This window comes from Mesorhizobium sp. LSHC420B00 (genome assembly GCF_000503055.1).
Lineage (GTDB): Bacteria > Pseudomonadota > Alphaproteobacteria > Rhizobiales > Rhizobiaceae > Mesorhizobium.
On sequence record NZ_AYVY01000008.1, the window covers coordinates 105028 to 117494 of the forward strand.

Genomic DNA, 12467 nt, shown 5'->3' on the forward strand with positions numbered 1-12467 from the left:
CGTTCTGCGACAGCGAGCCGAGGGAGAATGCAAATGCCGTCGAACTCCGCGCCGAAGTTGCCGGCCAAGACGCCGGCCGTGCGCTCTTTCGAACACGAGCAGCGCACTGAGGCGGATGTCGAAGAGGAACTCGAGGAAGGCCTCGAGGATACGTTTCCGGCCAGCGATCCGGTGTCGATCACCGGAACGGCCATTCCCGGCGCGCCGGCAAGACCCGGCAAGGCGAAGAGGGTGGCGGGACAGAAGCGTAAGAAGTGATCTGCACGGCGCGATAAAGCAGGGCTGAGGCCGGCAAGATAGGCGGCCGGAAATTGCTGCCGCCCTTTCGGTTCATCGCCGCATATTATCGCCGGTCGGCTCAGAAGCTGCTGGGCACGATCCACGGGTCGATGCCGATGCCGAGCCTCGGGCCCTTGCTGCCGGCCTTGTGGGTCTCGGTATCGGCATTTTCAAGCGATCCGGTCGGCGCGCAATCGAGCTTCACATCGGTCTTGGTGTCGATGCAGGCCGCTTCTTGCTTGCCTGTCTGATTGCTGCCGGCAATTGCGGCGCCAGAGAGCGCCAGCAGGGCGGCGAGCGTGAGAATTGCCTTCTCATGATCGGTCTCCGGTTCCAGCTAGTGAATTCGTACATGTACGGTATTGCGTACAGATACGCCCAAGCTGAGGGAGTTCAAGCAAAAATCGTACACGTACGGAGAAATTAGGCGCAGGAATTGCCGGACGCTCGGCACCGGAGCGCGGATCGTTCGGAGAAAGATTTTACAGATCGGGAGGAGCGCCGCTCCTCAGCAAGTTGACCGGCGGGCCGAGGGGCGCAATCTCGTGCGCGGCGATGGCTTCGAGCATGATGTCGCCGATCCGTGTGATGAACGTCGTCTGGTCGCCGAACGGGTAGAACGGGAAGGTGATCAGCAGCGAGATGGCGCCGTGGCCGACCGCCCACAGCATGGTGGCGATGGCGCGCGGATCGCCCTTGAGCCTGCCGGCGGCAACGCAGGCCTCGACCCTCTCGATCAGCACTTTCATCGCCGGGTTGCCGCTCTGCATTTCGGCGAACGTCTTGCCGGCCGGCGGCCTGACTTTTTCGGTCATGAAGACGGTGCGGTATTCGTTGGGATTCTCGAGCCCGAAGGCGGCATATTCGACCAGCACCGCCTTGAGCGCCTCGATCGGGTCGTCGGCCGTATGATTTTCGATGTGCCTGGCCAGGGTCTCGAAGGCGTTTTCGGCCAACGCGAACAGGATGTCCTGCTTGTCGGCGAAATAGGAATAGACCGACATCGGCGCATAGCCGACGCGCTTGGCGAGCTTGCGGATGGTGAGGCCGTCATAGCCTTCTTCCTGGACAAGCTTGTGCGCGGCGTCGACAAGTTCGGAACGCAGTTCGGCCTTTTGTTTTTCGCGGCGCTCCTGGACGCTTAGCTGCAATTGTTCGACTGCCTTTAATAACTGATGGCTGGATGCAGCATATATACGCTGTACGACGTCGGGCAAGGGTGGCACGAAGCAGAAGCTTGACGTCACAAAACGATGTAACCCGGCAATAAAGCCGGCAACATCGGACTGTTACAGACAAACGCTAATTCGCGGCTCTGCAAGAATTGTGATCTGGGAGGCCAACATGGCCCTGACTGAGCTTTCGTCCGGCGTGCCGGACGTGAACCCGCTTTCCCATCGCGCCAGGATGGCGCTCAGGCGCGTCGTCATGGTCGCATGGCTGGCGATCGCGCTCGGCTTCGCCATGGAGGCTCTCATTCTGACCGTCAGATTTGCGGCAGGTTCCTACCCGGCGACGACGCTGATCCTGATCGAACTGGCGCAAGGCGTGACCTGGTCGTTCTTCGTCTGCGCCGGCGTCAGCCTCGGCACGGCGCTCGCCAAAGTGCGAGCCTCGCTCGGCGGCCTGATCGCCGCGATCTCGGCACCGCTGGCCATGGGCATCGCCAAGGGGACGCAAAAGGTCATGGTCAGCGCGCTCGACGCGGCGGCAAAGCCGGCCATCCTGTCGCTCACGACGCTGGGCGTCCTGCGGGCGATCGAATACGGGCTGCTCGGCTGGATACTGGCGTCGCTGGCATCGAAGGAAGAACCCCGACCGCTTCATTTCGCGCTGGCAGGCGCCCTGATAGGCGCGGTATTCGGTGGCGGCATCACGGTGCTGACGATTGAGACGGCCGCGGCGAACGACGCTGCCCTGGCACTGCCACAGGCTATCGCAACCGGCCTCAACGAGATCGTGTTCCCAATCGGTTGCTCATTGGTCGTCTACATTGCGCTGCAGGTGAGCCGCCACATGAAGTACGTCGCGGCCGAAGCCAAATAGATTTAGGTTCCCAGGCCCGGATGCCAGTCAAACCGCTTCCGGCTGGCGTTCGATCAGCGTCAGCGTCAGCCAGCGCGCGGTCAGCGCCGGTTTTTTCGAGCCCTCGATCTCGATCGTCACGTCGTGCGCAGTCTGCACCCAGCCCGACGGCCTGACCTTGACATCGGCCAGCACGAAGCGGGTGCGGATGCGCGAGCCGGTTTTCACCGGCGCCAGGAAGCGCAGCGAATCGAAGCCGTGATTGACGCCCATCTTGCTGTTTTCCAGCGGCGGCATGGTTTCGAAGGTCATTGCCGACAACAGCGAAAGCGACAGGAAGCCGTGCGCGATGGTGCCGCCGAACGGCGTCTCGCGCCTGGCGCGCTCCGGATCGCAATGGATGAACTGATGGTCGTCGGTGGCATCGGCGAACTGGTCGATCATGCGCTGCGTGACCACCCGCCATGGCGACACGCCGACTTCCTTGCCGACGTTGGCCAGAAGCACATCGAGACTGATCGGTTCCACGCTGATGTCCTCCATCTTCACCCCCGGCATTTCACTCGCCGGATGGCGTGCGTCTCATTCCTTGAACAATGTCAGCCCGTGTTGCACCGACTGCCCGCCATCGATCGGCAGGATGGCGCCGGTGACATAGCTGCCGGCACGGCTGCACAAATAGAGCGTTGCGCCGGCAATGTCATCCGGCGCGCCGATGCGGCCGATCGGAACGTGGTTGCCGACATGTCTTGCCTGGTCTTCGGTGCCGGTGGCGAAGGCCGTCATCCGGCTCTGGAAAGGGCCGGGCGCAAAGGCGTTGACGGTGATGCGTCGGGCGGCCAACTCGATCGCCAGGATGCGTGTCAGGTGGTGAACCGCAGCCTTCGAGGCCGAGTAGGAGTAAGCGTCTTCGGCCAAAGGCTGCGTGCCCATCACCGATCCGAGATTGATCACCCGGGCCGGGTCGGCCTCGCTGGCAGCAGCCTCGAGCAGAGGCAGCAATTCGCGCGTCACATAGAAGACCGCAGTGACGTTGACGCCGAACACCTTGGCCCAGGCATGATAGGGAAAGCTTTCCAGCGGCGCGCCCCAGGAGATGCCGGCATTGTTGACCAGGATATGCAGCCGTTCGGTCCGCGCCCTGACCTCGGCGACAAGCGCTGCAATGCCGGCCTCGCTGGAGACGTCGCCGGCGAAACCCTCGGCCCGGCCGGATGCCCCAAGCCCGTTCAGCTCGTCCGCTACCTTGGCGCAATCCTCGCCCTTGCGCGAGGCAATCATCACCGAGGCGCCGGCCCTGACCAGAGCGGTCGCCGCCATGCGGCCGATGCCGGTCGCGGCGCCGGTGACCAGCGCCGTCTTGCCGGCGACTGAGAACAGCTCGTCCAGATAGCTCATCGAATTCCTCCGCGCAGTTCACCGCTGTTTGATGGTGGGTCAATGAGCGGCTTCGCGTCGCCAAGGCTAGCCGAACTTCGATCACCCTTGCCACGGGTAAAGTAGCTGGAGTGGGGCGATGGCACGCCTTGCGGCTGAAATGGTTAAGCCCCAGCAGCAAGGTGGTCATTCGGCCGTGACATGGGTCGGATGAATGATGCAGCCGTCCCCCTAAGCGAGCACCTTGGCCAGCGGTTCATTTCGCGCGTGAAGCAACTCGTCATTACTCCTCCGCCCAAGCCGCAGGCAGATCTTGAGGACTTGGGACGGTAGCCGAGCGATAGGCAGGACTGACGTTCGTGATCGTGGGGGAGCTATGCCTTCCCGAGGGAGCTGTGGGTACGAAACAACGCATCGTCCTGTTGGCAGCGGTCTTTGCGTCTGTCTTTGGCGTCTTTTTGCTGATCCTGATCCTGCAGATGGTCAGCCTTTTGGTTGACTAGACCCCAACGAAGACCGTTCGCCCGAAGGGCCGCTCTACCGTAGGCTTTCCAACTCGCGGATGCGTTTGGTGCCGTCGGCCTCGAGCTGCCTTGTGACGGCGCCGATCAGCGTTTCGACGACGACGAAAAGTGCGGCGGATGAGTCCCAGGCCGAAGGCACGGCGGTGCGCCCGGCGATGACGTGGCGGGCGAAGCGGGCGATCGGCGACAGCCACTGGTCGGTAAACAGCACGATCTGCACGCCACGCTGGTTGGCCGTCTCGGCGAAGCGGACAAGGCTGTCCTGGTAGCGCCTGATGTCGAAGATCACCAGCACGTCGCGTTTACCCATGTCGATCAGCCGGTCGCGCCAGACGCTTTCCTGCCCGCCGAGGTGAAAAACGTTGGGCTGGATGATGGCGAGGTGGGCGGCCATGTAGCGCGCCAGCGGGTCGGTGAAGCGGCCACCGATCAGGAATGTCTTGCCGCGCCGGTCGGCCAGCTTGGCGACGATGTCGGCAAGCTGCTTATCCGAAAGGTGCCGGAAGGTCTCGCGCATATTGTCGAGCGTCGCTTCCAGCATCGGCGACACGGCGCTGCTGCCCGGCGATGGCGGATTGAGCGTGCGCGAGGCCGGCGACTGCAATTGCGCCGCCAGTTCGTCTTGCAGCGCCGACTGGAATTCCGGATAGTTCTGGAAGCCGAGCCGGGCGACGAAACGCAGGATCGTCGGCGACGATACGCCGGCGGCAGCCGAGAATTCGGCGACCGTCTTCAGCCCGATCAGCGGATAGCTGGCGATCAGCGTTTGCGCTGCGCGCCGCTCGCCGGCCGGCATGGTGCCGATGCGGTCGGAGATCAGTTCGGCAATGCTGGAAACCATGTTTTTCCCCACCCTGGCCGGGCCGTTACCGCATTATCGAAATCGCGTTTGACAAAGCCGGCCAAACTGTATGAAATCATCCGTAGGGACGCAATGAGGCAAAATACGTAACATACGGTACAGCGCTCCCCCGGGGACGGCAGACAATGGAGACAGCACGGCCCGCCAGCCTTGCATCGCCTGAAACCGTAAGGGTGACGAACCCCGGCGGATTGAGCCCTTTCGTGCTAACCTGCGACCACGCCTCCAATTTCCTGCCGCCGGAATTCGGAACGCTCGGACTTGCCGCCGAGGAGCTTTCCCGCCACATCGCCTGGGATCCCGGTGCCTTGCCGGTGGCGCGCCGCATGGCCGAGGCACTCGATGCGACGCTGGTCGAGACCTGCATTTCGCGGCTCGTCATCGACTGCAACCGCCCGCTCGATGCACCGGACCTGATAGTGACGGTCAGCGCCAGCGAAAAAACCGTGGTCCCGGCCAATCAGGGGCTTTCGGCCGATCAGCGGGAGGCGCGCATCGCGCTCGCTTGGCGGCCGTTCCACGACCGGATCGCGACGATCATCGACGAGCGCCTGGCGGCCGGACGGGAGACGCGGCTGGTCTCGGTCCATTCTTTCACCCCGGTCTACAAGGGCGGCAGCCGGCCCTGGCATATCGGCGTTATCCACGACGAGGACCGCCGGCTGGCGGCGCCGCTGATCGCGGCGCTGCAGCGGGTCGCCGGCGTCACCGTCGGCGTCAACGAACCCTATTCGCCGGCCGACCGCGTCTATTTCACGCTGGAACGCCATGCCCGCTCGCGCGGGCTGCCCTGCGCAATGATCGAAATCCGCAACGACGAGATCTCCGGCGCAGCCGGGCAGCGGAAATGGGCGGATCTGCTCACGGGTATTTTTCTCAATCTGGAGCCCGAAGCGGCCAAGGCCTCCAGACCAAGCGCAGTCGGAAAGTCAGTTCAATCGGCCAGCTAAGAAACCAAAAGGGGACTTCAAAATGGTAGCACCGGGTTACAGCGAAGGTGACAAGAAGGAGGACCTGAAAGTTCTCCACGGAATGGGCTATGCTCAGGAACTGTCGCGAAGCATGAGCCGCTTCTCGAATTTCGCGATCTCGTTCTCGATCATCTGCATCCTCTCAGGCGGCATCAATTCCTTCGCGCAGGCGACATCGTCCATCGGTGGCGCCGGCGCTGGTATCGGCTGGATCGTCGGGTGCATGGTTTCGGGATTTTTCGCGCTCGCCATGGCCCAGATCGCCTCGGCATTTCCGACCGCCGGCGGCCTCTATCACTGGGCATCCATTCTGGGGAACCGTTTCACTGGCTGGCTTACCGCATGGCTCAATTTGCTCGGCCTGATCACCGTGCTCGGCGCGATCAACATCGGAACGTCTTTGTTTTTCTACGGGACCTTCGGCGCAGGGCTTACCACCGACGGTGTTGCGTTTCCGGCTCAAGTCGTTGGTTTTGTTGCCATTATCACGGTCCTTCAGGCGCTGTTCAACCATTTCGGCATCAAGCTGACCGCCATGCTGACGGATGCGTCCGGCTTCCTGATTCTCGGAGCGACGGCGGTGCTGATCGTCGCCTGCCTGGTGTTTGCTCCAGCGATCGACATCACCCGGTTGTGGACGTTCACGAACTATTCGGGCGATGCGGGCGGCGGTGTTTTCCCGCAGTCCGATTCCATGACGTATCTCTTCCTGCTCTGCCTGCTGCTGCCGGTTTACACCATTACTGGCTATGATGCGTCGGCGCATACCTCGGAAGAAACGTTGAGGGCGGCGCACTCGGTTCCGCGGGCAATCGTTTCATCCGTGCTCTGGTCGTCGCTGATCGGCTGGGTGATGCTGTGCGCGATCGTGCTGGCAATTCCGGATATGGCGGCAGGCGCCAAGCAAGGGTGGGCCGTGTTCTTCGAAACCATGAACGCGATCTTGCCAGGATGGTTAAAGACACTGCTCTATCTGGCCATCCTGATCTCGCAGTTCCTCTGCGGCCTCGCTACGGTGACCTCGGCCTCGCGCATGCTGTTTGCCTTCTCTCGCGACGGCGGCATGCCGGTCGGTTCGGCCGGGCTCGCCAAAGTCAGCCCAACCTGGCGCACGCCGGTCAATGCCATCTGGACAGCTGCGATCCTCGAGATCATCTATGTCTTTTTTGCCCAGTTCATTTCGATCGGCGGCACCAACATCTACACCATCGTCGTCAATTCGACGCTGGTGTTCCTGTTCCTGTCCTTCACCATTCCGATCGCGCTCGGCATGATGGCTTTCGGAACGGCGAAATGGCCGAATCCCGGCCCATGGAATCTCGGTGCCGGCCTGTTCAAGCTGTTTTGCATCCTGTCGGTCATCGGCATGGCGATCATCTTCTACATCGCCATCCAGCCGCCGAACGACAAAGTGCTCTATATCACCCTGGGCTTCATTGTACTGACTGCGGTGCTTTGGTTCGGTTTCGAGAACCGCCGCTTCCAGGGTCCGCCCATCGGCGACCAGATCGCGAAGCGCCAGGCGGCGATCAAGGCAGCCGAGATAGCTGTCGGCGAAGCCGGCGCCTGACGCTCTCTCATGACCATGGCCGGCATCGCGCCGGCCATGGTTTCATTCCCTTTTCAAAACGACAAGCGCTGGAGTGCCGTAAGAATGGCCGGAAATTTCTCGTTCGATCAGTTGAAGCAAGCGGTCTCCAGCGGCGAGGTCGACACGGTGCTGGCCTGCATCGTCGACATGCAGGGGCGGCTCGCGGGAAAGCGGTTCCTGGCCCGGTATTTCGTCGATTCCGCGCATGACGAGACGCATGGCTGCAACTACCTGCTGGCCGCCGACATCGATATGGAACCGGTGCCGGGCTACAAGGCGGCGAGCTGGTCGAAGGGCTATGGCGATTTCGTCATGAAGCCGGACCTTGCGACGCTGCGGCGCGTCCCGTGGCTGGAGAAGACGGCGCTGGTGATCTGCGACGTGCTCGACCACCATACCCATGATGACCTGGCGCATTCGCCGCGCGCCATGCTGAAGAAGCAGGTCAAGCGGCTGCAGGAACGCGGCTATATCGGCTATTTCGCGTCCGAGCTCGAATTCTATCTGTTCAGCGAAACCTACGATTCCGCCCGCAAGAAGCACTGGCAGGGCCTCGAGACCGCATCGCCCTATATTGGCGACTACCAGATCGGCATCACCACCAAGGAAGAAGGCGTCATGCGCCGGCTGCGCAACGAAATGGAGGCGGCCGGCATTCCGATCGAGAATTCCAAGGGCGAGTGGGGTCCCGGCCAGGAAGAGATCAATGTCCGCTATGCTGAAGCGCTCGACATGGCCGACCGCCACGTCATCCTGAAGAACGGCGCCAAGGAAATCGCCGAGTCCGAAGGCAAGGCGATCTCGTTCATGGCCAAGTACAATTACGGGCTCGCCGGCAATTCCAGCCACATCCACAATTCGCTGTGGAGCGCCGACGGCAAGACGCCGTTGTTCTACGACAAAAATGCCGAGTGGACGCTGTCGACGCTCGGCCAGCAATGGGCAGCCGGCCAGCTCAAATATGCCAAGGAATTCACCTGGTTCCTGGCGCCCTACATCAACTCCTACAAGCGCTTCCAGGCCGGCACCTTTGCGCCGACCAAGATCATGTGGAGCGAGGACAACCGCACCGCCGGTTTCCGTCTTTGCGGCGAGGGCACCAAGGGCATCCGCATGGAATGCCGCATCGGCGGTGCCGATTTGAACCCCTATCTGGCTTTCGCCGCGCTGATCGCGGCCGGGCTTGCCGGCATCGATGAAAAGCTTGAACTGCAGAAGCCCTTCGTCGGCGACGCCTACCAGGCCTCGCAGTTGCCTGAAATTCCAAAGACATTGCGCGACGCTACCGCGACGCTGGTGGAATCGAAGATGCTGAGGCAGGCACTCGGCGACGATGTGCTGGAACACTACGTCCACACGGCACACTGGGAACAGTTCGAATACGACCGCCGGATTACGGACTGGGAACTGCACAGGGGGTTCGAGCGGTATTAAATGACCTGGCAATGTCGGCGCCGCCCGTCCCTCACCTTTACCCGCTCGCTGTGAAGAACGGGGCCAACGCCGGTGTTTCGTCCCTTCCAGAGCGGCGTGACCAACGAGAATTATTGTAGAATGCGAGGACCCAAGGCATGACCGAAACGGTCAAGATAAAATCCCCCATCGACGGTTCGATCTATGCCGAACGGCCTCTGGCCACGGACCAGGCGATCGGTGCCGCGGTCGAGCGCGCCAAGGCGGCGCAGGAGAAGTGGGCGCAGACGCCGGTCGTCGAGCGCGGCAAGTACATGCTTGCCATGCTGGAAGCGCTGGTCGCCATGAGCGACGAGATCGTGCCGGAGATCGCCTGGCAGATGGGCCGGCCGGTGCGCTATGGCGGTGAGTTCGGCGGCGTCAGGGAACGCGTCAGCTACATGGTCGAGATCGCCGAGGCGGCACTGAAGCCGGTCATGGCCTCCAACCCGAAGGACAGCTTTCGCCGCTATGTGAAGAAGGTGCCGCTCGGCGTGGTCATGGTGATCGCGCCGTGGAACTATCCCTATCTCACTGCCGTCAACACGATCGTGCCCGCGCTGATGGCGGGCAGCGCCGTCATCCTCAAGCACGCGGCACAGACATTGTTGGTCGGCGAACGGTTTCAGCAGGCGTTCGACAGAGCCGGCCTGCCCAAGGGCCTGTTCCAGAACCTCGTTCTGAACCATGCGCAGACCGAAAGGCTGCTCGGCTCCGGCAAGATCGACCATGTCAACTTTACCGGCTCGGTCGCCGGCGGCCGCGCCATCGAAAAGGCGGCGGCGGGCACCTTCATGACGCTCGGCCTCGAGCTTGGCGGCAAGGATCCGGCCTATGTGCTGCCGGACGCCAAGATGGACCATGCCGTTGCCAATCTGGTCGACGGCGCCTTCTTCAATTCCGGCCAGTGCTGCTGCGGCATCGAGCGCGTCTATGTCCACGAGAAGGTCTACGACGAATTCGTCGAAGGCTTCATCGCCGAGACCAGGAACTACGTCGTCGGCAATCCACTCGACCAGGCGACCACCATGGGGCCGATGGCGCAGGCGCGCTTCGCCGACCTGATCCGCGAGCAAAAGGCGGAGGCGCTACGCAAGGGCGCCAAGGCGCACATCGACACGAAGGTGGCTAACGACAGGCAAGGCTCGCCCTATCTGGCGCCGGAAGTGCTTACCCAGGTCGACCACCAGATGAGCGTGATGCGCGAGGAAAGCTTTGGCCCGATCGTCGGTATCATGAAGGTGCGCAACGATGAGGAGGCGATCGCGCTGATGAACGACAGCCCCTATGGGCTGACGGCCTCGATCTGGACGCGCGACACGGACCATGCGGCGGCGATCGGCGACCGCGTCGAGACCGGCACCGTGTTCATGAACCGCTGCGACTATCTCGATCCGGCGCTGGTCTGGACCGGCGTCAAGGACACCGGCAAGGGCGCGGCACTGTCGGCCATCGGCTACGACAATCTGACCAGGCCGAAATCATACCATCTGCGCGAGGTGATCTAAGGTGGCGATCGGCAAGCCAACGATCGCTGTTGAGAGGGAGTAATGGCGGATACGCAACAATCGGCGCTGCCGGATCGTGAAGGTCCCGAGGGTATCGGCGGTTGGCTTGTCCTGCCGATGCTCGGGTTGATGCTCACCCCGATACTAGGGTTGGTACAATTGCACAATACCGACTATCTCGGCATGTTACAGAACTGGCAGGCCTTCAGTTTGTCCCAAGGTGTGCTGATTGTTGCCGAATTGGTGATATCCGGCATACTAAACCTTACGGCCCCGGCCCTATTATTGTTCTTCATGTTCAAGCGCTGGCAGATATTCCCCGGCTGGTACATGATTTGGGCATTCGCGATGCCGATATATTCCGTTGTCGATTCATGGGCCGGGTATCTGGCTTTTCCCGACAGCTTTCCATCGCTGGACGATGCGTTCGATAAAGAAACGATGCGCGACATTTACCGTTCGGTCTGGGCCGCAGCCATCTGGATTCCGTACATGATGCGGTCAGACCGTGTGGCCAATACCTTTGTGAATTAACAACAGCCGAGAGCATGAAAGCAGTCAAGAAGGTCGAAATGACAAAACTCGTTTCCAAATGGAATTACCCGACGACCGTCCGCTTCGGCGCCGGACGCATCAAGGAACTGCCGGAGGTGCTGGCGGCGACCGGCATCAAGCGGCCGCTGTTCGTCACCGACCCGGGACTGGCCAAGCTGCCGGTGGTGGCCTCGACGCTGAAGATCCTCGACGACGCCAAGGTGCCGTATGGCGTGTTTTCCGAGGTCAAGCCGAACCCGGTCGATTCCAACCTGACCGCCGGCATCGCCGTGTTCAAGAAGGGCAAGCATGACGGCGTCATCGCCTTTGGCGGCGGCTCGGCACTCGACCTCGGCAAGCTGATCGCCTTCCAGGCCGGGCAGACGCGGCCGGTCTGGGATTTCGAGGATGTCGGCGACTGGTGGACGCGCGCCGATGCCGATGCGATCGCGCCGATCATCGCGGTGCCGACCACGGCCGGCACCGGCTCGGAGGTCGGCCGCGCCGGCGTCATCACCAATGAAGCGACCCACACAAAGAAGGTCATCTTCCATCCGAAACTTTTGCCTGCGATCGTCATTGCCGATCCGGAACTGTCGGTCGGCATGCCCGGTTTCATCACCGCCGGCACCGGTATGGATGCGCTCGCCCACTGCCTCGAAGCCTATTGCGCGCCGGGCTATCACCCGATGGCCGACGGCATCGCCGTGGAAGGCATCAGGCTGGTCTTCGAAAACCTGCCGAAAGCCTATGCCAACGGCAAGGATCTGGTCGCCCGCGCCAATATGATGAGCGCCGCTGCGATGGGCGCGGCCGCCTTCCAAAAGGGCCTTGGCGCCATTCATTCGCTGTCGCATCCGATCGGCGCGCTCTACGACACCCACCACGGCATGACCAACGCAGTGTTCATGCCCTATGTGCTGGCCTTCAATCGCGAGGCGATCGAGCCGCGCATCGCCCGGCTCGCCGCCTATTGCGGCATCAAGGGCGGTTTCGACGGCTTTGCCAAGGCGATCGTCAAGCTGCGCAAGGAGCTCAAGGTGCCGCACGCGCTGCCCGGCCTGATCAAGGGGCTCGACATGGACAAGAAGCGCAAGGGCCTGATCGCCGACATGGCGGTGGTCGATCCGACCGCCGGCGGCAACCCGGTCAAGCTGACCAAGAAGGCGGCGCTGACGCTGCTGGAAAACGCCATCGCCGGCGCCGTCTGAGGCAACTTCAGCATTGCAAATCCATTTGGGAAAAAAGAGGCGAAGAAAGGGGGAAAGGATGAAAGGCAAGGCCGAAACTAGTTAGCCGGAAAAATAACGGCGTAGCGATTGCTACAGCCGGTTAAAAAGAGTT

Annotated in this window: 13 protein-coding genes; 8 read left to right on the forward strand and 5 right to left on the reverse strand. The window is 62.0% G+C overall.

The window, feature by feature from the left end:
- Positions 1 to 33: 33 nt before the first annotated feature.
- Positions 34 to 258, forward strand: a complete 225-nt coding sequence (locus X760_RS53725) for a hypothetical protein (RefSeq protein WP_023719028.1) — start codon at positions 34 to 36, stop codon at positions 256 to 258.
- A gap of 100 nt (positions 259 to 358) precedes the next feature.
- Here X760_RS53725 and X760_RS78840 read toward each other — a convergent pair whose 3' ends face one another.
- Positions 359 to 484 carry a hypothetical protein gene (locus tag X760_RS78840; RefSeq protein WP_023719029.1) on the reverse strand — a complete coding sequence of 42 codons (126 nt, stop codon included), beginning with the start codon at positions 482 to 484 and terminating at the stop codon, positions 359 to 361.
- A gap of 277 nt (positions 485 to 761) precedes the next feature.
- On the reverse strand, positions 762 to 1430 hold the full coding sequence (locus X760_RS53730) for a TetR/AcrR family transcriptional regulator (protein WP_023719030.1): 669 nt from the start codon (positions 1428 to 1430) through the stop codon (positions 762 to 764).
- A gap of 193 nt (positions 1431 to 1623) precedes the next feature.
- Between X760_RS53730 and X760_RS53735 the strand changes: the two genes are divergently transcribed.
- Positions 1624 to 2325: a hypothetical protein gene (locus X760_RS53735; RefSeq protein ID WP_156948069.1), complete on the forward strand. Its 702-nt coding sequence runs from the start codon at positions 1624 to 1626 to the stop codon at positions 2323 to 2325.
- A 27-nt stretch (positions 2326 to 2352) separates the two neighbouring features.
- Here the strand turns inward: X760_RS53735 and X760_RS53740 are convergent, their stop codons facing one another.
- From X760_RS53740 to X760_RS53750, 3 genes are all read right to left on the reverse strand, one after another.
- The gene (locus X760_RS53740) at positions 2353 to 2847 is read right to left on the reverse strand and encodes a MaoC family dehydratase (protein WP_031194015.1); all 495 of its coding nucleotides are present in this window, start codon (positions 2845 to 2847) and stop codon (positions 2353 to 2355) included.
- 39 nt (positions 2848 to 2886) lie between these two features.
- Positions 2887 to 3702 (reverse strand): SDR family oxidoreductase, encoded by an 816-nt coding sequence (locus X760_RS53745; RefSeq protein ID WP_023719033.1) that lies wholly within the window; start codon positions 3700 to 3702, stop codon positions 2887 to 2889.
- 516 nt (positions 3703 to 4218) lie between these two features.
- Positions 4219 to 5046 carry a MurR/RpiR family transcriptional regulator gene (locus X760_RS53750; RefSeq protein WP_023719035.1) on the reverse strand — a complete coding sequence of 276 codons (828 nt, stop codon included), beginning with the start codon at positions 5044 to 5046 and terminating at the stop codon, positions 4219 to 4221.
- A gap of 146 nt (positions 5047 to 5192) precedes the next feature.
- On the opposite strand from X760_RS53750, the gene X760_RS53755 reads away from it, so the two are divergent.
- From X760_RS53755 to X760_RS53780, 6 genes are all read left to right on the forward strand, one after another.
- The gene (locus X760_RS53755; RefSeq protein WP_023719036.1) at positions 5193 to 6017 is read left to right on the forward strand and encodes an N-formylglutamate amidohydrolase; all 825 of its coding nucleotides are present in this window, start codon (positions 5193 to 5195) and stop codon (positions 6015 to 6017) included.
- Positions 6018 to 6039: 22 nt separating this feature from the next.
- Complete coding sequence (locus X760_RS53760) at positions 6040 to 7608, forward strand: amino acid permease (protein WP_023719037.1); 1569 nt, start codon at positions 6040 to 6042, stop codon at positions 7606 to 7608.
- Positions 7609 to 7692: 84 nt separating this feature from the next.
- The gene (locus X760_RS53765) at positions 7693 to 9063 is read left to right on the forward strand and encodes a glutamine synthetase family protein (protein ID WP_023719038.1); all 1371 of its coding nucleotides are present in this window, start codon (positions 7693 to 7695) and stop codon (positions 9061 to 9063) included.
- Between the two features lie 137 nt (positions 9064 to 9200).
- Positions 9201 to 10589, forward strand: a complete 1389-nt coding sequence (locus X760_RS53770; RefSeq protein WP_023719039.1) for an aldehyde dehydrogenase family protein — start codon at positions 9201 to 9203, stop codon at positions 10587 to 10589.
- 42 nt (positions 10590 to 10631) lie between these two features.
- The gene (locus tag X760_RS53775) at positions 10632 to 11123 is read left to right on the forward strand and encodes a DUF2569 domain-containing protein (RefSeq protein ID WP_023719040.1); all 492 of its coding nucleotides are present in this window, start codon (positions 10632 to 10634) and stop codon (positions 11121 to 11123) included.
- Positions 11124 to 11161: 38 nt separating this feature from the next.
- On the forward strand, positions 11162 to 12334 hold the full coding sequence (locus X760_RS53780) for an iron-containing alcohol dehydrogenase (RefSeq protein ID WP_023719041.1): 1173 nt from the start codon (positions 11162 to 11164) through the stop codon (positions 12332 to 12334).
- The last annotated feature ends 133 nt before the right edge of the window (positions 12335 to 12467 follow it).